This is a genomic window from Allobosea sp. 05T438, from assembly GCF_056396025.1.
In genome coordinates this window covers 62,402-88,898 of record NZ_JBFTKQ010000002.1, presented here as the reverse complement: position 1 = coordinate 88,898, position 26,497 = coordinate 62,402, and the positions used below count along the sequence as shown (strand labels likewise).

Here is a 26,497-nt window from a genome sequence, read left to right as displayed (position 1 = left end):
ATCAGGTCCAAATGACCCAACGAACACTCCATTCTCGATAAAAACCTGTTAAGGAACGGTGTGTGATTTCTGAGGATTCGCCGATAATTTGTGCAAATTCCGCTTAATATTCAGGCTTTTGCTTCAAGTCGGTACTTCATGAAACCTTCTGCATTCTCGCCTGCGGGCTCGGCCTTCAGGCTCGCCGGCAGTTTGCCGGCCGCCGCCGGCGATGTCATGAATGTGACGTTGACGCCTGCTGGCAGCGGCGACAGCGACCAGTTGCCGTCCGCCTTCGGCTCGATCGCCTTTTTCCCGACGATGTGACGGACGATGACATCGCGGTTGAGGTCCGGTGCCTCCAGCACGATCGTCGTCCGCGTGCCCGGGAAATTGCCGCCGCCCGAGGCGCGGTAATTATTGGTGACGATGAGGAAGCTGGCTTGCTCGTCGATCGGCTGCCCGGCGAAGGCGAGGTCGAGGATGCGGCGCGCATTCGGCGCGACGAGCTTGCCGTCATTGTCGTAGCGTGAGGGCTGTGTGACGTCGATCCGATAGCTGACGCCATCGATGACGTCGAAGTTGAAAGCCGGGAAGCCGGGATTGATCAGCGGCTGTTCCTCGGCCTTCGCCGGATCGACTCGGTTGAAGATTCCGGCCGAGCGCTCCAGCCACTCGCGAACCTCTGCCCCGGTGACTTTCACGATCTGCACGGTATTCGGATAGAGGTAGATGTCGGCGATGTTCTTCAGCGCCAGCGGTCCGGCCGGGATGTCGGTGTAGAAGGACGGGCCGGCTCGTCCGCCCGATTTGAACGGAGCCGCCGCCGAAAGGATCGGCAGATCCTTCCAGCGCGTCTGGGCCATCAGCGGCTTGGCATAAGCGATCTGCGCCTCGGCGACGATCTGGATCGAAGGGTCGTCTGTCACCAGGGCGAAATAGGAGTTGATCGGTGATGCCGTGTTGCCGACCGGCTCGCGCATATAGGCGAGCGTCGCCTCGTGGTCGGCCTTGACGGTCGCCAGGATCGCCGGCTCGGCCGCGGCCTTGGGCACGATCTTGCGATCCGGCGCGCGCTCGTAGATCGGCTTCGCCTCGACCTTGAAGTCTGCGACCCTCCAGCGCTCCCCGCGCTTTTCCAGCTCGAGATCGACGATGCCGAGATGCGAGCCCCAGAAGCCCGGCTGGCAGGCGGGCTTGCCGTTGAGCGCGCCCTTGACGTTGTCGACGCCCGGAATGCCGTCGAAGGCCTTACCGCCCGGAAAGACCAGATGCTGGTGCCCGGTCAGGATGACGTCGATGCCCTCGATCTTTGAAAGGTGGAGCGCCGCGTTCTCCTCCATGCCGCGCCGCTCGCCTCCGGCGATGCCGGAATGGCAGAGGGCGATGACGAGATCGGGCTGGGCGTCGAGAAGGTCGGGCAGGTGCCTTTCGGCCGCATCGACGACGTCCGTCGCGGCGAGCCTGCCGTCGATGTTCGCCTTGTCCCATTGCATGATCTGCGGCGGCACGAAGCCGATCACGCCGATCTGGAGCACATGCCGGTTGCCGGCCTCATCCTCGAAGCTTTGCTCGAACAAGCGCCAGGCATCGACCAGCGCGCCGCCGCCGACGCGCTCGACATTGGCGCAGACCAGCGGGAACTCGGCCTTGGCCACGCCGTGATCGAGGAACTCCAGCCCGTAGTTGAATTCGTGGTTGCCGAGCGTGCCGCAGAGATAGGGCAGGGCGTTCATCGCGGCGAGCATCGGATGGGTCTCGCCGGCCCTCAGCCCCTTCTTGTAGGCGATGTAGTCTCCGAGCGAGGAGCCTTGCAGGAAATCTCCGTTGTCGAAGAGCAGGCTGTTCTTCGCCTCGGCCTGCGCCACCTTGATCAGGCTGGCGGTCTTGGCGAGGCCGACTGTGTCGTCAGGCCCGTCGCGGAAATAGTCATAAGGCACGACATTGACGTGGAGATCGGTGGTTTCGAGCACCCTCAGCTTGAGCCGCGCGGGCGTCTGGGCGGCTGCGGGCAGGGCGGCGCTCGCGACGATCGCGGCTCCGGCTTTCAGCGTCTCGCGCCGGTTGAGATGATGACCTCGCGCTCGACGACCCTGTGCCATGTCCTGCTCCCGCTTCGCGCAACGGAGGAGGACGGTAGCATTGCGGCAAGCCCATGACAGGGGAAAGATGCAGGCCCTGTCGCTGTTTCGGAACATGATGAACGAGGCCCGCCATGATCCTGATCGGCCAGTACGACTCGCCTTTCGTCCGCCGCGTCGGCATCGCGCTGGCGCTCTATGGTCTCGCCTTCGAGCATCGGCCCTGGTCAGTATTCGGTGAAGGAGACCGGGTCCGCGCCTTCAATCCGCTGATGCGGGTGCCCACGCTGGTGCTCGACGACGGTGAGGTCCTGTTCGACAGCGTCAGCATCATCGACTGCCTCGATGAACTCGCCGGGGAGGACCGCGCTCTTTGCCCGCGCGCCGGTCCGAGGCGTCGCCACATTCTCGCTGTCGTCGCGCTCGCCATGGGCGCAGCCGAGAAGGCCGTCAGCTTGTTCTACGAGTTGCGGCTTCACGAGGAGGTCTCGGCCGTCTGGGCGGATCGTTGCCGCTGCCAGATCCTCTCGGCGCTCGCTGCACTCGAGCGCGACCGCGCAGGCCGGACTTCTCCCTATTGGTTCGGCGGTTCGATGAGCCATGCCGACATCGCCGTCGCGGTCTCGCTTCGCTTCATCAGGGAGGCGCATCCGGGTTTCGTCGATGAGGCGGATGTGCCGGCGTTGGGAGCGCATGCTGCGGCGCTCGAAGCATCGCAGGTGTTTCGCGAGGTTTCCCAGCCCTTTGCCCCGCCCGCCTGAAAGCGGCGGGTCAGATGGCGCTCGCTGTGACGGCGCCCGCGAATTCCGCGCGCAACGCCGCATCGTGCTCGCCGAGCGCCGGAACCGGTCGCATCGCGACGCGCTTGCCGTCGACGAGGACCGGCGGTGCCAGCATCTCGACCGGACCGTTCGGCGTCGGCACCGGCACCGCTGTGGCCGCCGGATGCGCGATCAGGCCGCCCACGGTCGAAACCGTGCCGTAGGCGATAGCATGCCGGTCGAGCGCGGCGGAGACGTCCGCGAAGCGGCGCCGGCCGAGGCGGGTCTGCACCTCGCCGTCGAGCGCGGCGCGAGACCCGGCCCGGAGGACGTTGGAAGCATAGCGCGGATCGCTCGCAAGCTCAGGGCTCTCCAGCACGTCGCGGGCGAAAACGAGCCATTCCCGCTCGCTCTGGATCGAGATCAGCACCTCGCCGTCAAGGAGCTTGAACACGCCGTAAGGCGCGATCGAGGGGTGGGCGAGGCCGATGCGGAGCGGCTCGATCCCGCCATGCCGGCGGGTGATGTAGGGCACGTTCATCAGCTCCGCCAGCGTGTCGAAGAGCGACAGCGCGATCGCGGAACCCTCGCCGGTGCGGGCCCGCCGCAGCAGCGCCTCCAGGATGGCGGCATAGGCTGCCTGACCCGTGGCGATGTCGGCGATCGAGATGCCGATGCGCGAAGGGCCGGAATCGGCCGTGCCGGTGATCCCCGCGAGCCCGGACTCGGCCTGGATCAGGAGGTCGTAGGCCTTGCGCCGCTCATGCTGCGTGCCCGGCGCATAGCCTGAGATGTCGCAGGTGATCAGCCGTGGGTGACGCTGGCGGAGCGTGGCGCTGCCGAGGCCGAGCCGGTCGGCGGCACCCGGAGCGAGATTCTGGATGAAGATGTCGGCGGAGGCGATCATCGCCTCGACCAGCGCCAGATCCTCTGGCCGTCGCAGGTCGACGCGGCAGGATTCCTTGCCCCGGTTGATCCAGACGAAATAGGAGGATTGCCCCTTGGCGAAGCCGTCATAGCCGCGCGCGAAATCGCCCTCGGGCCGTTCGAGCTTGATCACGCGCGCCCCGGCATCCGCGAGCTTGCAGGTCGCGATGGGCGCGGCCACGGCCTGCTCCAGCGCGACCACAACGATTCCCTCGAGTGCCTGCGTCATTGCCGAACCAGACTCCATCCTTCGATTGCGCCGTGAGGAGACCGGCGCCTCGCGGCCCTGTCAAATCGGCCATCGCCGACCGGCCCTGCGCCGGTTGCGGGGTGCCTCGGCCTGCCGCGACTTGCGCCGGAGGTCGCCAACCGGCAGCCTGCGCCCGATTCCGCCGGGGCGGCGCCTTCGGCCAGAGCGATCGGGAACGAACATGAATCAACATTTCATCAATGGCCGCTATGTCGCTGGCCAGACGGGCGAAACCATCGCGAAGCTCAACCCGGCCACCGGCGAGGAATTCGCCCGCATCGCCTGCGGCAACGCCGCCGATATCGACGCCGCAGTCATTGCCGCTCGGGCCGCCTTCGACGGTGCCTGGGGCAGGCTGACGGCAGCCGAGCGCGGGCGCCTGATCTCGAAGCTCGCGCTCAAGGTGCAGGATCACTTCGACGAACTCGCCGGGCTGGAAGCCCGCGACACCGGCAAGCCCATGAGCCAGGCCCGCGCCGATATCGACGCCACCATCCGCTATTTCGAGTTCTATGGCGGCGCGGCCGACAAGGTGCACGGCCACGTCATCCCCTTCCTCAACGGCTACAGCGTCAGCGTCATTCACGAGCCGCACGGTGTCACCGGCCATATCCTGCCCTGGAACTATCCGGCGCAGATGATCGGCCGCTCGCTCACCGCCTCGCTCGCCATGGGCAATGCCGTGGTGCTCAAGCCGGCCGAGGATGCCTGCGCCACCGCGTTCCGCCTCGCCGAGCTCGCTAGCGAGGTCGGCTTCCCCGATGGCGCGATCAACATCGTTGCCGGCCGCGGCCATGAGGCGGGCGCCGCGCTCTCCTCGCATCACGGCATCGGCTTCATGTCCTTCACCGGCTCGCCCGAGGTCGGCAAGATGGTGCAGCACGCCTGCGCGGAGCATCTCATCCCCTGCACGCTGGAACTGGGCGGCAAGTCCCCCCAGATCGTCTTCGAGGACGCCGATCTCGACGCGCTGGTGCCGATTGCCTGCAAGGCGATCGTCCAGAACACCGGGCAGACCTGCTCGGCCGGCAGCCGCCTGCTGGTGCAGAAGTCGATCTATGACGGCGTCGTCTCTGCCGTCGCCAAGCAGTTCTCGAAGCTGCAGGCCGGCACGCCGGAGATGGACCTCGATTGCGGCCCGGTGATCAACGCCAAGCAGCGCGGCCGCGTCCAGAGCTTCATCGACCAGAGCCGCGAGGCCGGCATTCCGGTGATCGCGCAGGGGCAGATCGCGCAGGGCGTGCCGAATGGCGGCTTCTACGTCCAGCCGACGCTGTTCGGCCCCGTGCCGCGCGGCAACCGGCTGGAGCAGGACGAAGTCTTCGGCCCCGTCCTCGCCGCCTTCCCCTTCGACGACGAGGAGGATGCGATCAAAGCCGCCAACGGCACGGATTACGGCCTCGTCGCGGCGGTCTGGACCAAGGATGGCGGGCGCCAGCAGCGCGTCTCGAAGCGCGTCCGCGCCGGCCAGGTCTTCATCAACGGCTATGGTGCCGGCGGCGGGATCGAATTGCCCTTCGGCGGCACCGGCAAGAGCGGCCATGGTCGCGAGAAGGGCTTCATCGCGCTCGAGGAATTCGCGGTGACCAAGACCATCGTGCACAAGCACGGCTGAGGGAGTTCCACTCCTCACTGCATGTCATCCCGGACAAGCCGCCCCTGGCGGCGCCGATCCGGGATCCATGCCTGAACCTTCCTCGGAAGCGCTCAGGCATGGATCCCGGAGCTTTCTCCGCTCGCCCGGGATGACCGGCCTGGAGGAGGTGTTCTACTCAGCTGCAGACGGCTTCGGCCAGTTCGCCGTCACGCCGGGCTGCACCGGCCGTTCCAGATAGGTCGAGAGAACGACATAGCTCCGTGTCGCCTTGACACCGGGCGTGTCGTAGAGCCGCCCGAGCAACCCTTCGAGCGCGTGGGTGCTCTCGGTCCTGACCTTCAGCAGCATGCAGGTGTCGCCGGCGACGGAATGGATTTCTTCCACCTCCGGATGCTCGCGGATCGCCATCAGGGCGGGCGTCTTGCCCCAGCCGGTGGTGTCGACATGCACGAAGGCGAGCAGGGTCTTGCCGGTCGCCGCCGGCTCGATCAGCGCTGCGACCTGCCGGATCGCGCCCGATTGCTTCAGCCGCTTGATCCGCTCGTGAGCGGCCGGGGGCGAAAGCCCGACGCGCTCGCCGATGCGGGCATAGCTCTCCGTCGCATCCTCGACCAGAACGGCTAACAGCTTTCGGTCCATCGCATCGAGCGAGCGCTCCGTGGCGCGTTCGCGCCGAACGCCATCTGTTTTTTTATCCATCGCTCTGAATCCAATTGAACGCGAATGATGTTCGGCCATTCTGTTCTTATGCCGAATTTCAATCAACGCTCTTCTGGTGCAGCTTTGCCGACGGCTCGGATCCCGGCCGCGGCCTATGCGCTGTGTGTCTGCATCGCTGTCATCGGCTCGAATTCGCTCGTGCTCGGGCCGATCGCGCCGCAAGTGGCGGAGAGTTTCGGTCGCGAGACACCGGCCGTGATGACCGCCTCCGGCGCGTTCGGTATCGGCACCGCGCTTGCCGCCATCCTGCTGGGACGCCTGATCGACCGCTTCGGCGCGGGGCTGACGTTGCGCGTGGCGCTCGGCCTCTTCACCCTCGCGCTGGCTGCCAGCGCCGCCGCACCGGGCTTGCCAGTGCTGGTCGTCGCCCAGTTCGCGGCGGGTCTCGCCGCGGGCGTCGCGCTGCCATCGATCTACACGCTCGCGGCGGCGGTCGCGCCGGCCGGGCGCGAGAGCGACACGATCGGCATCGTGCTCTCGGGCTGGACGCTGAGCATGGTCGCGGGCGTCTCGCTGTCGGCGGTGATGGCCGATAGCGTCGGCTGGCGCTTCGTTTATGCGTTTGCCGCCGCTGCCGGTGCACTCGCGCTTCTGGTCGCGCAGGCGATGAAGCTGCAGGGTTTGCCTGCCTCGGCCAAGACGTCCTCTCCGCTCGCGGCGCTGCGCGTGCCCGGCGTGGTGCCGCTGCTGATCGCCTGCGCCGGCTTCATGGCGTCCTTCTACGGCGTCTACGCCTATATCGGCGACCATCTGCATCGCACGCTCGGTCTCTCGCTCAGCGCCAACGGCCTGCTCGCGCTGACCTATGGCCTCGGCTTCGGCGCGGCTGCTTTCCTCGACGGGCTGATCGACCGCTTCGATGCCGGGCGCTTCCTGCCGGCGATGTTCCTGGCGGTGGGGTGCGTCTATCTCGGCATCGGCGCGGCGAGCGGCAGCTATGTGTCGATGCTGGCAGCGGTCTTCCTCTGGGGCCTTGCCAACCATTTCGCGCTGAACGTGCTGATCATGCGCCTCGGCGCCCTCGATCCCGGTCGTCGCGGCGCCGTGATGGGCCTCAACAGCGGCGTGACCTATCTTGCGCTCTTCATCGGCACGGCCTCGTTCGGCTCGCTCTACACGGCGGCTGGTTTCGCCACCCTGCCGGTCGCGGCGGCGGGCCTGATGCTGCTGGCAGCGATCTCGGCCAGCCTGGCCCGATCCAACGCCCCGCGCCGCGTCACATCCTGACGATGTGCCGGATCGTCCGGCCTTCGTTCAGCGCATCGAAGCCCTCGTTGATCTCGTCGAGGCTGCCCGAACTGGTCCAGAGCTTGTCAACCGCCAGCCGCCCGCGCTGGTAGAGCTCGATGAAGCGCGGGATGTCGCGCGAGGGCACGCATGAGCCCACGTAAGATCCCTTCAGCGTCCGCTCCTCCGCGACCAGCCTCACCGGCGAGAGCGAGAGCGTATGGGCTGGGTTGGCGAGGCCGGCCGTCGTCGTCGTGCCGCCGCGTTTGGTGATCTGGTAGGCGAGGTCGAGCGCCTTGACGGAGCCCGCCATTTCCAGCCCGTGATCGACGCCGCCCTTCGTCGCCTGCTTGATCGTCTCGATGACGTCCGGAGCTGCAGCATTGAACGCATCGGTCGCGCCCAGCGCCAGCGCGAGATCGAGCTTGTCCTGCGCGAGATCGACGGCGACGACGCGCGAGGCGCCGCAGGCGATGGCGCCGAGCAGGGCCGAAAGCCCAACGCCGCCGAGCCCGACCACCGCGACCGTCTCGCCGGCCTTGATCCGCGCCGTGTTCACGGCCGCGCCGACCCCGGTCAGCACCGCGCAGCCGAACAGGGCGGCGATCTCATGCGGGATATCGGCCTCGACCTTGACCAGCGAGCGGCGCGAGATCACCGCATGCTCGGCAAAGGCGGAGACGCCGATATGGTGATGCACCGGTTGCCCATGGACCGAGAGCCTGCGACCGCCGCCCAGCATCTCACCACGCCCGTTGGCGGCGTTGCCGGGCTCGCACAGGGCGGGGCGCCCCTCGGCGCAGGGTGCGCAATGCCCGCAGGAGGGCACGAACACCATCACCACCCGGTCGCCGGGCTTGAGATCGTCTACGCCTTCGCCGGTCTCGACGACCTCTCCTGCCGCCTCATGGCCGAGCACCATCGGCACGGGGCGAGGGCGGTTGCCGTCGATGACCGAGAGATCGGAATGGCACAGGCCTGCGGCGCGGACCCTGACCAGCACCTCGTCGCGGCCGGGCGGGGCGAGGTCGAGCTCTTCGATCCGCAGCGGACGGCTTTGCGCATACGGAGCCGCAACCGGGCTCGCGTTCAGGACGGCGGCGCGAATCTTCATGGGCGCAGGCTCCGGTCTCGTGATCAGGCCCTATCCCGACAGGAGAGGGCAGCACTGTCAAAGGCGAGCCTCCTTCCCGTCATTGCGAGGAGCGAAAGCGACGAAGCAATCCAGGTGACTGGGTCAAACGGTTCAACCCGGTCTCCCTGGATTGCTTCGCTGCGCTCGCAATGACGGGGAGGGTGTTCGGGCGCAGCTCAGGCCACTTCGCTCAATGTCCCGCCGAGGAAGAGCTGGCCGATGCGCGGGTCGGACAGGATCTCCGCGGCCGGCCCCTGCATGCGCGTGCGGCCGAGTTCGAGCACCAGCCCCTCGTCGGAGATTTCCAGCGCCGAGCGGGCGTTCTGCTCGACCATCAGGATCGAGACGCCCTTGGCGCGCAGGTCCTTCAGGATGCCGAAGGTCTCCTGCACCATCAGCGGCGAAAGCCCGATCGAGGGCTCGTCGATCAGCACGAGCTTGGGGTCGAGCAGCAGGCCACGCACGATCTCGAGCTGCTTTTGCTCGCCACCGGAGAGTGTCGAGGCCTGCGCGTCGGCCTTGCGCCTGAGAGCCGGGAAGCGGTCGAGCGCCGCCTCCAGCCGCCGCGGCATGTCGGTGATCCCGGAGCCGGCTGCGACGGCGCCGAGCTCGATATTGTGACGTACCGAAAGCTCCGGGAAGATGTTGCGGCCCTGCGGGACATAGCAGATGCCGGCTTCAAGCAGCTTGCGTTGGTTCCAGCCGGTGATGTCCCGCCCGTCGAAGCGGATGCGGCCTTCGCGCAGCTTGAGCAGGCCGAAGATCGCCTTGAACACGGTCGATTTGCCGGCGCCGTTCGGCCCGATGACGGTGGTGATGGCGCCGCGCTTCACCGCAAAGCTGGTGCCGTTCAGGATGGTCATGGCGCCATAGCCGCTGACCACGCCGTCGAGTTCGAGGATGGGGGTGGTCATTTCTTGTCGCCCTCTTCCGCGTCATTCTCGGGCGAAGCGCTGCGCAGACCCGCGAATCTCTTGCCGGAGATGCCCGGGTCAAGCCCGAGCATGACGTTCCCTAGTGCCCCAGATAGGCTTCGATCACGGCCGGGTTGGCGCGGATTTCGGCCGGCGTGCCCTCGGCCAGCATCTTGCCTTCGGCCAGCACGATCACGCGCGAGCACAGGCTCATCACGAAGTCCATGTTGTGCTCGATCACCACGAAGGTCGCGCCCTGTTCGGCGTTGATGGCGCGCAGCCGCTCCTTCAGGTCGCCCAGCATGGTCAAGTTGACGCCGCCCGCCGGCTCGTCGAGCAGCACGAGGCGCGGCCCGGCCATGAAGGCCATCGCCGCGTCGAGCAGCTTCTGCTGGCCATAGGAGAGCCCGCCGGCCTTGGCCTCGGCGAGATGGCCGAGCTTGAAGAAGCCGATCATCTGCTCGGCCTTCTCCGACAAGCCAGCATCGCGCGCACCGAACAACCGGCCGAGCATCGAGCCCTGATGCTCCTGGCCGGCGAGGATCAGGTTCTCGCGCACCGACAGCTCGGGGAAGACTTGCAGCAGCTGGAAGGTGCGGCTGACGCCGAGCCGGTTGAGCGCGGAAGGGCGCATATTCGTGACATCCAGCCCGTCGAGCTTCACCGCGCCTTGCGTCGGTTCGAGCTGGCCGAGAATGCAGTTGAACAGGGTCGACTTGCCGCAGCCATTCGGCCCGATGATGCCGAGGATCTCGCCCTCCTTCACCGAAAAGGAGACGCCATCGACGGCCTTGATGCCACCGAAGGCCTTGTGCAGGTCGTGGACTTCCAGGACCGGGCTCATGGCGCCCCTCCCGTCTTGCGCCGCATTGCCGCCCAGCCGCGCTCGAGGAGACCGCTGACGCCCTGCGGGCAGACGATCAGCAGCGCCAGAACGATCGTCGCGAAGATGATGAGGTAGAGCGAGCCGGCGAAGCGCAGCCACTCGGGCAGCACGACGCCGAGCAGCGCGCCGACGAAGGGCCCGAAGAGATAGCCCGCGCCGCCCGCCACCACCATCAGCAGCAGGAACAGGCTCTGCGACAGCGAGAACGGGGAGGGGTCGATGAACTCGACCAGCGGTGCGTAGAGCGAACCGGCAAAGCCGCCATAGGCCGAGCCGATCGCGAAGGCGAGCAGCGTATAGGCGCGAGTATCGACGCCGAGGCTCGCGGCCCGGACCGGGTTCTCACGCAGAGCGGTGAAGGCGCGGCCCCAGGGGCTGCGGATCAGCCACCACAGCGCCAGTGACAGGATCAGCGTGACGACGACGACGAAGCGGTGGAATTCCAGCGCGCCGAACAGCTTGATGCCGAAGAACTCGGGCCGGTTGATGTTGGAGATGCCGAAGACGCCGCCGGTCAGCCATTGCTCGTTGCGCAGCACGAGCCAGATCAAGGTCGAGAAGGCGAGAGTCACGAAGGCGAGGTAATGCGTGCGCACGCGCAGCGCCGGGAAGCCGAGCAGGATGCCCACAGTGAAGGTCAACAGGCCCGAGAGGCCGAAGGCCGCGTACCAGCTCACCCCGTATTTCGTCGTCAGGATCGCGGTGGCATAGGCGCCGAGCCCCATGAACGCGGCCTGTGCCAGCGAGCTCTGGCCGGCATAGCCGAGCGTCAGGTTGAGCCCCATCACGCCGATGCTCATCACCAGCCAGAGCGAGAGCACATAGGTGCCGTAGCGGCCCATGCCGACCGGCGCGAACCAGAGGATGACGGCACCGAGGACGAGTGCGATCAGCGCAGCGTCGATCCGGCGGGCGGGGCGGCGCGGCGAAGCGGCGGAGGCTTGCAGGGCAGGGGCGCTCATATGCGGCGCTCCTCCTTGCGGCCCATCAGTCCCTCCGGTTTGATCAGGATGATGGCGACCAGCAGCACCAGCGGCACGGCCAGACGATACTGCGACGAGACATAAGCCGCGGCGAGCGAGTCCGCGACGCCGATCAGGAGGCCGCCGACGAGCGCGCCGCGCACCTGGTTGAAGCCGCCGACGATGGCGGCAATGAAGGCGAAGAGGCCGATGGTCTCGCCGTTCGAGAACTTCGCCAGATAGATCGGCGAGATCAGCAGCGAGGCGACGACGGCGAGCGCGGCGTTGAGCAGGAAGGTGAGCAGCACCATCCGCTCCACAGGGATCCCGAGGATGCGCGCAACCGTCGGGTTCTGCGCCGTCGCCTGCATCTGCCGGCCGAGTTTGGTGCCGCCGACGAACCATTGCAGCAGGCCGATGGCCGCGAAGGCGACGACGATGATGGCGACATGCTGCAGCGAGATCGATGCGCCCAGCAGGTTGATCATGTCCGTCGGCACAAGCGACGGGAAGCTCTGCGCTTCCGCCGAGAAGCCGTCCTTGGCGCCTTCCTTCATGATGATCGACAGCGCCATGGTGGCGATGGCGAGCGGCAGCACACCGTGCTTGATCATTGGGTCGACGACGACGAGCTTGAAGCCGGCGCCGAAGATCAGCAGGAAGACCGCGATGCCGATCAGGCCGCCGGCCCAGAGCGGCAGGCCGAAGAGCTTGACCGCGAGCAGGATCAGCACGGCCGGCAGCATGACGAATTCGCCCTGCGCGAAGTTGATCGTCTGCGAGGTCTGCCAGACCAGCGTGAAGCCGATCGCGGCGAGCGCGTAGATCGCACCCGTGGCGATGCCGGCGATGAGATAGGCGACGAATTCGGCCATGGCTGATTTTATCTCGGGCAACTGGCGTCACGGCCGGGCTTGACCCGGCCATTTCGGAAACCAGCCTTCTCGTCATGAGATTCCCGGGTCGGCGCTTCGCGTCGCCCGGGAATGACGTTCGGACTTTACGGGTTGATCTTCGGCAGGGTGGTGTTGATCACCTGCTTGCCGTTCACCACCTCGGCGAGGAAGCTCTCGCGGTCGAGATCGCCGTTCTGCTCGATGACGGTGTCGATCAGGATGCCGGGCTCCTCGCTCGCCTTGATGGTCGCGCCGCGAAGCGTGGCGGCCAGCCCCTTCGGGTCGAACTTCTTCTGCTTCTCGGTCGCCCATTTCACCATGAAGACGGCCATGTAGCCCTTGATGCCGTTATGGTCCGAGGAGAAGCCGTACTTCTCGCGATAGCGCTTGCCGAACTCCTGCAAGGCAGGGATCGGCGCATCCGTCGAGAGGCCGACATGGCCCTTGGCGCCGTTGGCGGCATCGCCCGCGAGCTCCAGAACCTTGGCGCCGAGCAGCGTCGTCTCGCCGATCATCGGCTTGGTGATGCCCTGCTGCTTGGCGGCGCGCAGGAAGCGGGCGCTCTCCTCCTCGTTCAGATAGACGAAGACGGCATCGGCATTGGCGTTCTTCACCTTGATCGCATCGGCGGTGAAATCGGCCTGGCCCTGCTCGGTCGAGACGTCGGCGGCGACCTTGATGCCGGCCTTCTCGAGCTCGGGCAGGATGGTGTCGCGCCCGCCCTTGCCGAAGTCGTTGTTGACCCAGACCAGGGCGATCGAACCGGCCTTGAGCGTGTCCTTCATGTATTTGGCGATCTTCGGCATCGCAGCCGCCTGGCTGATCGAGGTGCGGAAGATGTAGGGGTTGCCCTGCCGGGTGAAGCCCGCCGCCTCGCCGCCGACGATCTGGGCGACTTCGGCGCGCTGCGAGATCTGCATGGAAGCGCCGATCGGGCCGGAGAAGATCGGGCCGAGGATCGCGTAGGCGCCTTCGTCGATGCCACGCTGCACGGCGGCGCGGGTGTTCCCGGGGTTGGTCTGCGTGTCGTAATGGACGATCTCGACCTGCTTGCCGAGGATGCCGCCCTTCGCGTTGATGTCGGCGGCGGCCATATCGGCGCCGTTCTTCCAGTTGGTGCCGGCGGCGGCGCCCGCACCCGACAATTCGATGACGTCGACCAGCTTGACCTTGTCCTGCGCCTGTGCGGGCAGGCTGAGGGCGGCGCCGAGCGCGGCGGCCATGACCCAGAGCGATTTCATATCCACATTCCTCCCAAGCCGTTTTTTCTTCGCCGGCTCGTTCCATCGACGAGAGCGTCTCGCGTTGCTGGGCAGGGCGAGCCCTGACGCAGCGCAAGCATTCGCTTATTGCGCGGCTTTGGGCCGGGATGTCCAGAGGGGCGAAGCGCTGGCGACGCGAGCCGTCCGGTCTAGTGCGCCACTGACATCGGCTGGCGGCGATCCGTTTGATGAGGCCGCCGCGATATGTGACCTATACCGGCAAGGCAGCGGGATTGCGGAGATGTTCGAATGAATCAGGACGCGCTGTTCGAGCAGCTCTGGAATGGCAGCGCCGCGATGGAGAAATGGACCGCAGCGGTTTCGCACGGTGCCATCACCCATGTCGCGGAGAACATCATCACGGTCCACACGACCTATTTCTGCGGCAGCGTGACAGCGATACGGACCAGCGAGGGGCTGGTGCTGATTGACACTGCGAAGCCGGAGACGGCGCAGCAGACGCTCGATGTCGTGCGTTCCTGGGACGACTCCCCCATCCACACCGTCATCTTCACCCATGGCCATATCGACCATACCAGCGGCATCACCGTCATCGACGAGGAGGCCGACAGGCGCGGGCTTCCGCGCCCGCGGATCGTAGCTCACCGCAATGTCGCGCGGCGCATGCAGCGCTACGAGGACACCCACGGCTTCAACAGCCTCGTCCAGGGCCAGCAATTCGACAAACCGGGCTATGTCTATCCGATCGGCCAGCGGCGGCCGGACGAGGTCTATGACGACAGGCTGTTGCTGGCGATCGGCGGAGAGCGGATCGAACTCTTCCATGGCCGGGGCGAGACGGACGACGCCACCTTCGTCTGGTTGCCCGAGCGCCGGGTTCTGGCGAGTGGCGACTTTGTGATCTGGGTATTGCCCAATGCCGGCAATCCGCGAAAGGTCCAGCGCTATGCGGCCGAATGGGCCTCTGCCTTGCGGCGGATGGAGCAGCTCGCGCCGGTTGTCCTGATCCCCGGGCACGGGCCGGTGGTCTTCGGCGCGGAGCGGGCAGGGCAGATGCTCCGCGATGGTGCGGAGGCACTCGAGCATCTGGTGCGTGAGACGCTCGCGCTGCTGAACCGGGGCGCGACGCTCGACGAGATCCTGCACGGGGTCAAAGTACCGGAGGCGTATCTCGCGAAGCCCTATCTCCTCGCGAAATACGACGACCCGGAGTTCCTCGTCCGTGGCATCTATCACCTCTATGCGGGCTGGTTCGATGGCAATGCAGCGCATCTCAAACCGGCCCGAACCACAGACCTGGCATCGGAGCTGGCCCGGCTCGCCGGCGGTGCGGACAAATTGGCCGAGCGGGCTCTTGCTCTCGCCGGGCAGGGGCAGGCACGGCTGGCCGTCGAACTCGCCGAACTCGCTGGCGCCGCCGTGCCGGACGACGAGCAGATTCAGGCGATCCGGGCCGACGTGCTGCGGACGCTGATCGGGACGGAAAGCTCCTTGATGGGAAAGGCCTTCCTGGCAGTCTACGAGCGCGAGGCCGCCCGGCGGTCGAAGGCCTGAGGGCCAGGCCGGGCCGTTCTATGGCGCAGCCGGGAGTTCTCTCGCCTTCCGTTCGAGCTCGCGGAACACCGGCAGCGTCTGGGCGGCGAAACTCTTGAGTTCGGGGTCGGTACCCTCGCCGGCATAGCGTTCCATCAAGACGGTCGATTCGTGGTGCGCGCTGCGCTGGGCATCGACATAGGCCCTGTCGAAATCGGCGCCCTGCCTATCGGCGAGGTCGCGCAGCAGGTCGAGATGCTTGCCGTCCGGACGGTCGGGCAGGGCGATGTCGGAGCGCTTGGCGATGATGCGACGCAGGCTGCTCGTCGCCGCCGCCTGGTCATCCGCGAGGCGATGGGCGAAATCCTTGATCGCCGGGGAACTGCTCTTGTGCAGGGCGAGCGTCGCCGACTCCACGCCGAACATGTTGGCGACCGCTGTTTGCGTGACGAAGTCCTGCGCGGGAATTGCCTCCTGGGCACGAACGGCTCCGGTCGAGAGCAGGGCCAGCGCGGCCAGGCCGAGCACCGACGCCCCCGGAAAACGGTGATGCTTCGAAATCATGTTTCGGCAACCGGGAAGAAGGCCGCAGGTTCCATCGCATGGGTGCCTCACGGCCGCGCGCCTTGTCGCATTCCGGGCGCTGCGCTAGCAGGGCAAAGGCGCTTTGCCCTGCCGGACGCTGAGGGAACTCCATGCCGACCACTGTCGAGACTGTGCGCGATGCGCTCATAAGGGCCCGCCGCGAGCGCTCCTTGATCGAGACGGCGAGCCTGCCGATTCCCGAGACGCTTGCTGATGGTCATGTGACGCAGGCGGCAGTCGGCGGGGCACTCAACCTGCCGGAAGCCGGCTGGAAGGTCGGCATCGCCGAGGACGGCACGCCGGTCGCCGGCCTGATGCCCGGCCCCTACCTCGCAGCTGGCGACGTCCATGAGGGCGCGATAGGGGCCGAGCTGCGCGTCGAGATCGAACTTGCGCTCCGGCTAGCGCGCGACGTGCCTTTCCGTCCGGCCCAACCCTATTCGCGAGCCGAGCTGCTCGCCTGCTGCGACAAGGCCTATCTCGGCATCGAGATCGTCGAGAGCCGCCTCGCCAACTGGCACGGCAAGGTCGCCTTTCCGCTCTGGCTCGCCGACGCGATGGGCCATGGCGGCTATGTCCTCGGCCCGGAGGTCGACATCAAGACGCTCGATGACCTCACCGGTCTGGGCTGCTTCATCTCGCTCAACGGCGTGACGATCTATGATCAGCCCGCCGTCCACGGCAATGGCGATCCGATGGTGCCTTTCCTGGCCTGGGCCAATCGCCAGCAGGACAACCTCGGCAGCCTGCGCGCGGGGCAGATCATCACCACCGGCAGCCTCTGCGGCGGCGTGCTCTCGCCCGGCAAGGGCGAGGTCGTGACGAAGCTCTCGCCGCTGGCGACTGTTTCTCTGACGCTCCGGTAAGAAACGAGAGCGGCGGGCGCGCAGGCGGCCGCCGCATTCTCTTCGGCAGGCGCTAGGCCTCCTGCACCAGCGGCGCCGTCTCGTTGCCGACGACGCGGTCACGCCCCTGCCGCTTGGCTTCGTAGAGATGCACATCGGCATGGGCGACGAGGCCGCGAATATCCTTGGCATCGTCGGGGAAGGTGGCTACGCCGATGCTGATCGTCGGGGCCGCCGCAAATTCCTGCGCCAGGGTGCGGTGGACGGCGACCCTCATCCGCTCGGCGGAAGCCAGGGCCGCAGGATGCGACATGTTCTCGCAAAGCACGACGAATTCCTCGCCGCCATAGCGGAAGATGAGATCGTCGCCGCGGATTTCCGCGCGCAGGCAGTCCACGACGCGCCGGAGCACCTCGTCGCCGACAACATGGCCGTAGCGGTCGTTGATGCTCTTGAAATGATCGACATCGAGGATCGCGAGGCTGACGGGCCGTTGTGCCGCGATGCTGCGCGCCAGAATGGTCTGGCCGAGCGTCTCGAAGCGCTCCCGGGTCAGGGCGCCGGTCAGGGCGTCGCGGCCGCTCTTGCCGAGCAGTTCCTCGTATTTGTGCCGGTAGGTCAGCTTGTGGAAGATGTCCGAAAGCGGCTGCGGCGCGAGTTCCGGCGTCCGGCGTTCGAACAGGTTGAGATAGAGGCCCATCAGCATGGCATAGGTCGCGGCGGCGCCCATCTTGGCCACCCAGCCGCCGAACAGCGCGCCGAGCGGCGTGCCGGTCACCATATGCAGTCCAATGAAGAAGCCGACCTGATCGAAGGTCAGGATGATGGCCAGGCTCAGGCAGGAGCGCAGCACCAGCGATCGCGGCAGCAGCAGGCGCAGCCTCTCATAGAGCAGGATCAGCGCGATGGAATCGATGAAGAGCAGCGTCGTGCCCCAGACCATCAGCGCGCCCATCTGGTCGATCAGGACGAGGTCCGGATTGTAGCCGGGCAGCGTGACCGGTGGGCCGTAGAGCCGCAGGGTCGCCACCAGCGCGACCATCAGGAAATTGCCGATCAGCAGTCCGTAGATCGGCTGCCGCACCGTCTCGGCGTCTTCCCGGATGTAGAAGAGCAGGATGATTGCGAGCTTGCCCGAGAACAGCACGGTCGAACCCGGCGAGAGCAGGCCGAAGGGCAGCTCTATGAAGAAGACCGCGGCGAGATAGGTCTCCAGAAAGTGCATCACGCCGAGCGCGCATAGGAAGGCGCCGAGCCCCATCAGGTGGCGCAGCCGGAACAGCGCGGCCATGACGCCGAAATAGATCAGGGCTTGCGTGAACAGCAGGACGGTGCCGGGCATGCTGAGGGTCTATCGCAGTTCGTTCTAACGAGGGATCAACGGTGTTCAGCCCGATAGCGCACCCGGGAACGGTGGTGAGTTTCAGCTATTAACCTTCGGCCTCTTGAAAACCAATGCTTAGGCTTTTCACGACAGGCTCTTTCGAATCCGGCGGGCAGCCCGAAGGATTACAGATCCTTGAGCATTGCGCATGCTCGCTCCCGCCTTATGATGACGGCGGGTATCGGAGACGGTTTCGATTGTGTGGCGGCGTGGCTTGGAGGGTGGATGCGGTTGTGGCGTAGGGCAGGGCATGCTGTCGCGCTGAGCGGCGGCTGTGCGTTTGCCACACTGCTGGGCCTGCAGGCTGAATCCGCCCGGGCTTTCGACCTTTCGTCGCTGGACGTGTTCGGCCTCTTCACCAAGAAGGACGAGCCGCCGGCGGCGAGCGCGTCGAGCCTGCCCTACAAGCTCGACTTCGATCTCGGCGATGCTGAAAATGCCAAGACGCTGACGCGTACCCTGCAGGACGCTTCGCTGCTGTATCGGCTGCGCCAGGATGCGCCGCCCGATGGCGGGACGCTGGCGCGCCGCATGGCCGCCGATTTCAACCCGCTCGTCGACGCGCTCTGGTCGCAGGGCTATTTCAACGCCGACGTCGCCATGGTCGTCGACGGCGTTTCGCTGACGCTCGGGGTGGAGCCGAACGCGACGTTGATCCGGGCGCTGGAGGCGCATCGCAATCGCGATGCGGTGCCGATCACCATCAGGGTCCGGCCCGGCAAGGTCTTTGGCCTGCGCAAGATCGACGTGGTCGAGCGCGACGAGCCCGGCCCGCCCGCGATCGCAAACCCGCTCAAGGTCTCGAAGCTGAAGGAGGGCGAGCCCGCGACCTCGGCTGCGCTGCGTGGCGCACAGGCGGCGTTGGTCGACTATATGCGTGCTCAGTCGCGCCCGCTCGCCAAAATGGTCGAACTCAGGCCGGTCGTCGATCATGCCGCCGGCATCATGGACGTCACCTACGTCCTCGATCCCGGCCCTCTGGCCGGCTTCGGCGATATCACGATCGGCCAGACCGACGAGATTCCGCCCGCGGTCGTGCGATCCTTCATCTATCTCGAGCCCGGCGATCCCTATTCGCCCAAGGCGCTGGCCGACACGCGCCGCTCGATCGCGAAGATTCCCGCTGTCGGTTCCGTCCGCATTCGCGAGGGCGACAAGCTGGACCGTGCCGGCAACTTGCCGATCTTCGTCGACATCACCGAGCGGCCGAAGCGCCTGTTCGGGTTCTCGGCCCGCTATTCGACCATCGATGGCCCGACGGTGAAGACCTATTGGGAGCACCGCAATCTGTTCGGCGGGGCCGAGCGGCTGCGGCTCGAAGGCAGCATCTTCCTGGTGCCGCGCATTGACGGCACCAAGATCAGGAGCTTCGGGGATTTCGAGGAATCCGATATCGGCGGGCGCTTCGGCTTCAGTTTCCTCAAGCCGGCATTGGGCGGCAGCCGCTATGATTGGCTGCTCGACGGCTTCGCGACGCGCGAGCGCGTTGGCACCAGCCGCTATGGCGGCTACACCGCGCGCTACGCCAATGTCACCACCGCGATCATGCGTCGCTTCAGCGACACCTTCTCGGTCCAGGCCGGCCTCGAAGTGGAACGCGGCCAGACCAGCGACGTGCTCGGCCAGGTGACATACACGCTGGTCGGCATCCCGCTCTCGGTGAAATACGATTCGACCGACAGCCCGCTCGATCCGACGCGCGGCGTCCGGGCGGCTGCATCCTTTGCCGCCTATCCGGCCTTCCTCGGCTCGACCGTCGGCATCTACCAGACCAAGGCGGCCGTCTCCGCGTACTACGCGCTCGACGAAGATGCCCGCTATGTCCTGGCCGGCCGCATCGGCTTCGGCTCGGTCGCGGGCGCGAGCCTCAACGAAATTCCGGCAACGCGGCTCTTCTATGCCGGCGGCGGCGGCTCCGTGCGCGGTTACGCTTATCGCAGCATCGCGCCCTTGGGGCCGCTGAACCAGGTCATCGGCGGGCGGAGCCTGTTCGAGTTTTCGGCCGAGGCGCGCATCAAGATCACCGATACGATCGGCATCGTGCCCTTCTTCGATGCCGGAACGGCTTACGAGTCGACCTTCCCGGACGGGAAGCAGCCGTTGCAGATGGCCGCGGGCCTGGGCCTGCGCTATTACACCGGCATCGGCCCGATCCGCGTCGATGTCGCCGCGCCGCTCAATCCGCGCAAGGGCGACAAGCCAGTCGCGCTCTATGTCAGCATCGGGCAGGCCTTCTGATGCGCCGGCTCCTGACCCACCTCGCCGACATGAAGGCCCTCGTCCTGAGGAGCACCGCAAAGCGCGTCTCGAAGGGCACTCCCGCGGGCTCGGGAACCTCCTGGGCCAATCTTCGAGAAACCGCTTCGCGGCTCCTCAGGATGAGGGCTCGCAGGGTGGCGGGGCTTTTCGCCCTCCTTACGGCGGGCTTTCTCGTCTCCGCCCATTTCGGCGGTCTCGCGCAGAACGCCCAGAGCGACCGCGGCATCGTCGCCGATCTCATTTCCAAGGCGCTTTCCAGCGACACCAGCCAGGTCTCGATCGGCGAGGTCAATGGCGCGCTTTCTTCCGATGTCGAGATTCGCGACATCGTTCTCTCCGACCGCGACGGCGTCTGGCTGCGCCTCGATCGTGTCCGCCTGATCTGGACCCGCAGCGCCTTGCTGCTGCGCCGCCTCGATGTCGACCGCCTCGAGATCGGCAAGCTGGAACTCCTGCGCAGGCCCGCCCGGCAAACGGCCGGTGCTGCGCCGAGCAACGAGCCGATCCTGCCGGAGCTGCCGCTGAAGGTGATCCTGCGCGCCTTCCAACTCAACGAATTGGCTTTGGGCGAGCCGGTTCTCGGTGCCGCCGCGCGCCTCGGCGCGACCGGCTCGGCATCGCTGGGCCCACCGAGCGAAGGGCTCGACCTCAAATTCGAGGCGCGCCGCCTCGACATGGGCGGCACCTTCAACGTCAATCTCGCCTTCGTCCCGCAGACGACGCGCCTCCAGCTCGCTGCCAAGCTCGACGAGCCGGCCGGTGGATTGATCTCGAAGGTCGCGGGCCTGCCGGGCGAGCCGCCGGTCAAGCTCGATCTCAACGGCGACGGGCCACTCGATTCCTTCCGTTCGAACCTGACCTTCACCGCGGGGCCGACGATTGGCGCGGAGGGCTCGGCGACGCTCAACCGGGCCGGTGTCGAGCGCCAACTCGCGCTTGCGCTCGATGCGCGCATCGAAGGGCTGATGCCTGCGCCGGTTGCTCCCGTCTTTGCCGGTTCGACCCGCCTCGACGGCGCGGTCGGCTTCCGGGATGACGGCGGCGTCGACATCCGTAGTCTCGCCTTGGTCTCCGCGCTCGCGCGGCTGGACGTGCTCGGCCGCTACAACGCCGACAAGACGCTCGATATCCGCGTCAGCGCCGCCTCGCGTCCGAATGCCGATGGCCGGACTGTCGCCTCCGGCGCCGAGATCGGCAAACTGGCTTTCGACGCGACGATCCGCGGTCCTGTCGCCGGCCCGACCGTGGTCGCGACCCTGGATGCGCAGGACGCCAACATGCCGGCCGGCCGATTCGGCAAGGTCGGGCTGACCTTCAACGCGACGCCGACCGGCACCATCGGCGAGCCGGGCACCCGTATCGCGCTGACCTCCGACGGCGAAGCCAGCGGGATCGCGCTGACCGACAAGGCGCTGGCGCGGGCGGTGGGCGACAAAGTCACCTTCACGCTGCGCGGCACCGCGCAGGACGATGGCACCGCCGATTTCGAGACGTTGAAGCTGGCCCTCTCCGGCGTCGAGCTGGATTACAAGGGCAAGCTCGGCCAGGCGCGCGTGCTCGGCAAACTCAAGGCCGTCCTGCCTGATCTTTCGCGGCTCAGCGGACTTGCCGGGCGTCCACTCGGGGGGAGGGCGGAGGTCACCGCCGATCTCGACGCGACGCCGCGCCTCAACAACTACACCGCCACGCTCGACGGCAAGGCCGAGCGTCTCGCCACCGGCGCTGCCGTCGTGGACCGGTTGCTGGCGGGCAATCTCACCCTTGCCGGGCGCGTCAATGCGCTTGCTGGCGACTACACGGTGAACGGCCTGCGTGTGGCCGGGCAGCATGCCGCCTTCACCGCCGATGGTTCGCTCGGTCGGCAGCAATCCAGCTTGAAGCTGGCGCTTGCGCTGCCTGATCTCAAGCGCGCCGATCCGCGCCTCTCCGGTCGCGGCGACATCACTGCCGAGATCACCGGCCCGCAGAACAGACTCGATGCCACCGCGCGGATCGCCGTCGCAAACGCGACCGCTCTCGCCCGGCCGATCCCACGCCTGACGATCGATGCTGTCGTGAAGGACCTGCAGGGAGCGCTGAATGCCAGCGTCGCACTCAACGGTGAAGTCGATGCCAAGCCGGCGACCGGCCGGATCGAGCTCGCGCGCCAGCCCGACGACGGCTGGAACCTCTCGACACTCGACCTTTCGATCGGTTCGGTCCGGCTGAACGGCGGTCTCACGCTCGATCCGGGGAGCCGCGCCGCCGGCCGGCTGACGCTGGCCGCGCGCAATCTCGACGACCTTTCGGCGCTGGCGCTGGCCAAGCTGGGCGGCCAGCTCGATGCGGACATCGTCCTCGCTGCGCCAGAGGGGCGACAGGATGTCGACCTGACCGCGCGCGGCTCGCGTCTCGTCGGGCCGTCTGTCTCGATCGACAAGCTTGATGCCAAGCTCGGCGCCCGCGACATCTATGGCCGGCCGATGCTCGACGCGGCCGTGGCCATCGACCGCGCGGTCGCGGCCGGCGAGACGATCAGTGCCATCCGCTTCGACTCGAAAGGCGCATCCGACGCCAGCGCCTTCACGCTGAGCGCCAATGCACGCGGCTTTGCCCTGAAGGGCGCAGGCCGGCTGGTGCCCGGCGAACCGTTGAAGCTGGAGATTGCCTCATTCGATGCCCGCCGCGACGGCAGGGCGATTACGCTCGCCAACCCGGCTTCGCTGAGCTTCCCGGCCTCGGGCGTCGAAATCGCCAACCTAGCCCTGATGATCGACAAGGGCAGGGTGACGCTCGATGGCCGGGCCGGCGAGGCGCTCGATCTGCGCTTCACGGCCCGCGACGTGCCGCTCGCGGCCGCCCGCATCGCATCGCCCAATCTGAATCTCTCCGGCACCCTGAACGCCGAGGCGCAGGTCAAGGGCAAGCCGGGTGATCTCGCCGGCCCCTGGAAGCTGAGGATCGCCCAGCTCGTGACGCCCGAGACGCGTCAGGCCGGTTTGCCGCCGGTCGAGATCACGGGCGAGGGGGCTTTCAAGGGCGATGCAACCAGCGTTTCCGCCACGGTGAATGCCGGCCGGGGCGCCAGCCTGACATTGCGCGGGACCGCGCCTCTGAACGCGGCCGGACCGCTCGATCTGGCCGCGCAAGGCCGCGTCGACGCCGTGCTCGCCAATCCGATGCTGGCCGTGAACGGGCAACGTGTGACCGGCAGCGTCGCCGTGGACATGCGTGCCGGCGGCACGGCGTCCGTACCGCGCCTCAGCGGCAACGCTACCCTGTCGAACGGCAGCTTTACGGATGCGCTGCAGGGGATCCGGCTCAACAACATTGAGGCCCGCGTCGCGGCGAATGGCGACAATCTGACGATCGAACGCGCTTCGGCGCGTGCGCCCAATGGCGGCACGATCTCGGCCAGCGGCCAAGTCAAGGTGGACCCGGCTGCGGGCTTCCCGGGCAATATCCGCATCCGCGGCGACCGCGCCCAGCTCGTCTCCAGCGGGCTCGTCACCGCGGTTGCAGGGATGGATCTCGAGATCAGCGGCCCGCTGGCGCAGCGCCCCCGGATCGGCGGGCGGATCGATATCGCATCGCTCGAGGTCTCGGTTCCCGACCGGTTGCCGGCTTCGCTTCGGCCGGTCGATGGCATCAAGCACATCAATGCACGCGGGACCGCCGCCGCCAGGCTCGCCGCAGAGCGTCGGGCTCGGGAGGCGCGCGGCCGCGGGCGGGCAGCTCCCGCTTTCGATGCGACGCTTGCGCTGACGGTGTCGGCTCCCAGCCGCGTCTTCATCCGCGGGCGCGGCATCGATGCCGAACTCGGCGGCGAGATCCGCGTCGGCGGCACATCTTCCGCGCCGGTCCTCAATGGCGGCTTCGAATTGCGGCGCGGCCGCCTTAGCGTGCTCACGCAGCGCCTCGACTTCAGCCGCGGCAGACTCACTTTCGCAGGAGGGTTGATTCCCGAGCTGGATTTCGTCGCCGAGACCAGCGCGGGCGACGTGACGGCCAGGATCACCGTCAGCGGCCCGGCTGACCAGCCGAGCTTCGCCTTCACCTCGCAGCCCGAGCTGCCGCAGGATGAGGTGCTGTCGCGGCTGCTCTTTGCCCGCGCCTCCGGCTCGCTTTCCCCCTTCCAGGCGCTCCAGCTCGCCCAGGCTGCAGCCCAGTTCGCCGGCGGCGGCGGGGATGACACCTTCGAGCGGCTGCGCAAGTCGCTCGGCGTCGACAATCTCGATATCCAGATGGGCGCCGGTGGCCCGACCGTCGGCGCCTCGCGCTACATCAGCGACAACGTCTCCGTCGGCGTGAAGGTCGGGGCGAAGCCCGAGGACAGCGGTATCTCGGTCGGCGTCGACGTGACGAAGCGCTTGAAGCTCCAGGCTGAAACGGGAGCGGACGGCAGCGCGGCCGTCGGAATCGGCGCCGAGTGGGAATACTGATCGTCCGGCGCCGGGGAATCGCGCGAGCCAGGATTCGCAGCCGGAGCGGTTCCGGAGCTTCATGATTCCCCCTTGGATCTGTTCAAAACCGGCCTGCCGGCGCCCGCGGGGTTAATGGTTCGTAAATTTCGAGCCTCAAAGCGTGGCTCGTCTGCAACACCGGATTTCAAAGCATCCCATGCACAGCCCTTGGCGACTGATCCTGGTTGATCGGCGAGGGCGCTTTCGTATGGTGGAAATGCGTCGGGACGTTCCCGGTCGCTGTTTTTCGTCCTCGCCTCCGAAATAGGTCGGTGACGCGGGCGAAAGACCGGGAATAGGCAGGTTCTGCGATCAGGCTGAAAGTCTGGGGCGGGGGGCAGGCTGAAGCCCGAGGGTCTCGAAACTCTTTTGGAGGTTACCAAATGAAGCTCGTTAAGAGCCTCCTCCTCGGTTCCGCCGCCGGCATCGCCGCGGTCGCCGGGGCTCAGGCCGCCGATCTTCCCTCGCGGAAGGCCGCTCCGGTCGAGTACGTTCGCGTCTGCACTGCCTACGGTGCTGGCTTCTTCTACATCCCGGGCACTGACTCCTGCCTGCGCATCTCGGGCCGCGTTCGCGCCGAGTACGCCATCGGCACGCGTTACAGCGATTTCCAGGATGCTTACGGCACCCGCGCCCGTGGTCGTCTGAACGTCGACGTCCGCACGCAGACCGCCTACGGCACCCTGCGCACCTTCATCCGCTACGAGCTGACCAACAACACCGGCATCTACAACCAGGGCGCCGTCACCCCGTTCAACGTTGGTTCGACCGTCCCCGGCCTCGTCCGTGGCCCGTCGTCGACCTCGACCGGCTCGCTGGTCGACCTGGCGTTCGTGCAGTTCGGCCCGATCACCGCTGGTCGCGCTCAGTCGTTCTTCGACTTCTACGCTTCGGACCTGAACTTCGCTTCGATCCGTACGGCTGACTCGCGCGTCAACCTGTTGGCCTACACCGCGACCTTCGGTTCGGGCTTCTCGGCCACGATCTCGGCTGAAGACCGCACCTCGGGCACCTCGGGCCGCGAGCTCGCGGGCGCAATCTTCAACCCGCTCACCCCCGGCGTTGGCGGTATTGCCGTTACCGCTCAGGGTCAGAACTTCCCCGATCTCGTCGCCTCGCTGCGCGTCGATCAGGGTTGGGGCTCCGCTCAGCTGTCCGGTATGGTTGGTCAGCGTAGCTACGCCACCGCGACCAATATCACCGCGGTCAACGGCGATGAGATGGTCTGGGCCATCCAGGGCGGTGTGAAGATCAACCTGCCGATGCTCGCCGCTGGCGACGCTCTGTGGTTGCAGGCTGCCTATGCTGACGGCGCCCTCGGCTACCTCGGCTGGTCTCCGAACAGCCTCGGCCTCGGCCGCGTTGGCGCCCTCACGCTCGCCGATGCCTCGATCAACCCGATCACCGGCAACATCAACAACTCGACCGGCTGGTCGCTTGTTGCGGCGTTCCGCCACTTCTTCACCCCGACGATCCGCACCGAGATCAGCGCGTCGTACTCTGAGCTGAAGTTCAAGTACAACGACGTCAGCGCGACTGCGTTCAACGGTGTCTTCGCTCGTTCGGCTGACCCGAAGGAGTTCCTGCTCGCTGGCGCTCTGATCTGGTCGCCGGTCTCCGGTCTGGATATCGGTGTCGAAGTGCTCTACTCGCATCTCGACGTCAACTCGCCGGTCGGCGTCATCAGCAACAACAACGTCCGCAGCGGCGTGCTCGGCATCAAGTCCGACGACACCGTTGCTGGCCGCTTCCGCATCCAGCGCGACTTCTGATCGGTCTCCGATCTCAGTCGGAAGCCCCGGGGAAACCCGGGGCTTTTTTATTGCCTGTGGCTTGGGGAACGCTGCGGTTGACGGGCGTTCACGGCCCAGCTGGATCTGAGGGATGCACC

General features: G+C 66.8%; 19 protein-coding genes. 8 read left to right on the top strand and 11 right to left on the bottom strand.

Annotated features, from left to right (window positions below; genetic code table 11):
- Positions 1-110: 110 nt before the first annotated feature.
- Positions 111-2,081: a bifunctional 2',3'-cyclic-nucleotide 2'-phosphodiesterase/3'-nucleotidase gene (locus AC1DIN_RS04225; protein ID WP_476808803.1), complete on the bottom strand. Its 1,971-nt coding sequence runs from the start codon at positions 2,079-2,081 to the stop codon at positions 111-113.
- Between the two features lie 113 nt (positions 2,082-2,194).
- Between AC1DIN_RS04225 and AC1DIN_RS04220 the strand changes: the two genes are divergently transcribed.
- Complete coding sequence (locus tag AC1DIN_RS04220) at positions 2,195-2,821, top strand: glutathione S-transferase family protein (RefSeq protein WP_476808802.1); 627 nt, start codon at positions 2,195-2,197, stop codon at positions 2,819-2,821.
- 10 nt (positions 2,822-2,831) lie between these two features.
- Here the strand turns inward: AC1DIN_RS04220 and AC1DIN_RS04215 are convergent, their stop codons facing one another.
- Positions 2,832-3,977, bottom strand: a complete 1,146-nt coding sequence (locus AC1DIN_RS04215) for a CaiB/BaiF CoA transferase family protein (protein WP_476808801.1) — start codon at positions 3,975-3,977, stop codon at positions 2,832-2,834.
- A 202-nt stretch (positions 3,978-4,179) separates the two neighbouring features.
- On the opposite strand from AC1DIN_RS04215, the gene AC1DIN_RS04210 reads away from it, so the two are divergent.
- On the top strand, positions 4,180-5,613 hold the full coding sequence (locus AC1DIN_RS04210) for an aldehyde dehydrogenase family protein (RefSeq protein ID WP_476808800.1): 1,434 nt from the start codon (positions 4,180-4,182) through the stop codon (positions 5,611-5,613).
- 153 nt (positions 5,614-5,766) lie between these two features.
- On the opposite strand, the gene AC1DIN_RS04205 is transcribed toward AC1DIN_RS04210, so the two are convergent.
- A complete protein-coding gene (locus tag AC1DIN_RS04205) occupies positions 5,767-6,294 on the bottom strand; it encodes an Lrp/AsnC family transcriptional regulator (RefSeq protein WP_441468414.1) in 528 nt (175 codons plus the stop codon).
- A gap of 48 nt (positions 6,295-6,342) precedes the next feature.
- On the opposite strand from AC1DIN_RS04205, the gene AC1DIN_RS04200 reads away from it, so the two are divergent.
- Positions 6,343-7,542 (top strand): MFS transporter, encoded by a 1,200-nt coding sequence (locus tag AC1DIN_RS04200; protein ID WP_476808799.1) that lies wholly within the window; start codon positions 6,343-6,345, stop codon positions 7,540-7,542.
- Here AC1DIN_RS04200 and AC1DIN_RS04195 read toward each other — a convergent pair.
- The 6 genes from AC1DIN_RS04195 to AC1DIN_RS04170 all read right to left on the bottom strand — a co-directional run bounded on the left by AC1DIN_RS04195 (position 7,532) and on the right by AC1DIN_RS04170 (position 13,576).
- Positions 7,532-8,656, bottom strand: a complete 1,125-nt coding sequence (locus AC1DIN_RS04195) for a zinc-dependent alcohol dehydrogenase family protein (protein ID WP_476808798.1) — start codon at positions 8,654-8,656, stop codon at positions 7,532-7,534. The two genes, AC1DIN_RS04200 and AC1DIN_RS04195, sit on opposite strands and share 11 nt — an antisense overlap.
- 197 nt (positions 8,657-8,853) lie before the next feature.
- A complete protein-coding gene (locus AC1DIN_RS04190; RefSeq protein WP_476808797.1) occupies positions 8,854-9,591 on the bottom strand; it encodes an ABC transporter ATP-binding protein in 738 nt (245 codons plus the stop codon).
- Positions 9,592-9,691: 100 nt separating this feature from the next.
- Positions 9,692-10,435, bottom strand: a complete 744-nt coding sequence (locus tag AC1DIN_RS04185; protein ID WP_476808796.1) for an ABC transporter ATP-binding protein — start codon at positions 10,433-10,435, stop codon at positions 9,692-9,694.
- Complete coding sequence (locus tag AC1DIN_RS04180) at positions 10,432-11,439, bottom strand: branched-chain amino acid ABC transporter permease (RefSeq protein WP_476808795.1); 1,008 nt, start codon at positions 11,437-11,439, stop codon at positions 10,432-10,434. The genes AC1DIN_RS04185 and AC1DIN_RS04180 overlap by 4 nt, the downstream gene beginning before the upstream one ends.
- Positions 11,436-12,314, bottom strand: coding sequence for a branched-chain amino acid ABC transporter permease (locus AC1DIN_RS04175; RefSeq protein WP_441468408.1), 879 nt, complete (start codon positions 12,312-12,314; stop codon positions 11,436-11,438). The genes AC1DIN_RS04180 and AC1DIN_RS04175 overlap by 4 nt, the downstream gene beginning before the upstream one ends.
- 125 nt (positions 12,315-12,439) lie before the next feature.
- Entirely contained in the window at positions 12,440-13,576 is a 1,137-nt protein-coding gene (locus AC1DIN_RS04170) for an ABC transporter substrate-binding protein (RefSeq protein WP_441468407.1), read from the bottom strand.
- A gap of 270 nt (positions 13,577-13,846) precedes the next feature.
- Here AC1DIN_RS04170 and AC1DIN_RS04165 point away from each other — a divergent pair, with 270 nt between their 5' ends.
- Positions 13,847-15,112, top strand: coding sequence for an alkyl sulfatase dimerization domain-containing protein (locus AC1DIN_RS04165; RefSeq protein ID WP_476808794.1), 1,266 nt, complete (start codon positions 13,847-13,849; stop codon positions 15,110-15,112).
- Positions 15,113-15,130: 18 nt separating this feature from the next.
- On the opposite strand, the gene AC1DIN_RS04160 is transcribed toward AC1DIN_RS04165, so the two are convergent.
- Entirely contained in the window at positions 15,131-15,655 is a 525-nt protein-coding gene (locus tag AC1DIN_RS04160; protein WP_441468405.1) for a DUF4142 domain-containing protein, read from the bottom strand.
- Between the two features lie 131 nt (positions 15,656-15,786).
- On the opposite strand from AC1DIN_RS04160, the gene AC1DIN_RS04155 reads away from it, so the two are divergent.
- Entirely contained in the window at positions 15,787-16,542 is a 756-nt protein-coding gene (locus AC1DIN_RS04155; RefSeq protein WP_476808793.1) for a hypothetical protein, read from the top strand.
- A 52-nt stretch (positions 16,543-16,594) separates the two neighbouring features.
- Here AC1DIN_RS04155 and AC1DIN_RS04150 read toward each other — a convergent pair whose 3' ends face one another.
- On the bottom strand, positions 16,595-17,863 hold the full coding sequence (locus AC1DIN_RS04150; protein WP_476808792.1) for a GGDEF domain-containing protein: 1,269 nt from the start codon (positions 17,861-17,863) through the stop codon (positions 16,595-16,597).
- 267 nt (positions 17,864-18,130) lie between these two features.
- On the opposite strand from AC1DIN_RS04150, the gene AC1DIN_RS04145 reads away from it, so the two are divergent.
- From AC1DIN_RS04145 to AC1DIN_RS04135, 3 genes are all read left to right on the top strand, one after another.
- Positions 18,131-20,143 carry an autotransporter assembly complex protein TamA gene (locus AC1DIN_RS04145; RefSeq protein ID WP_476808791.1) on the top strand — a complete coding sequence of 671 codons (2,013 nt, stop codon included), beginning with the start codon at positions 18,131-18,133 and terminating at the stop codon, positions 20,141-20,143.
- Complete coding sequence (locus AC1DIN_RS04140; RefSeq protein WP_476808790.1) at positions 20,143-24,585, top strand: translocation/assembly module TamB domain-containing protein; 4,443 nt, start codon at positions 20,143-20,145, stop codon at positions 24,583-24,585. Before AC1DIN_RS04145 ends, AC1DIN_RS04140 begins: the two co-directional genes overlap by 1 nt.
- A gap of 404 nt (positions 24,586-24,989) precedes the next feature.
- Complete coding sequence (locus AC1DIN_RS04135; protein WP_476808789.1) at positions 24,990-26,378, top strand: porin; 1,389 nt, start codon at positions 24,990-24,992, stop codon at positions 26,376-26,378.
- Positions 26,379-26,497: the final 119 nt, after the last annotated feature.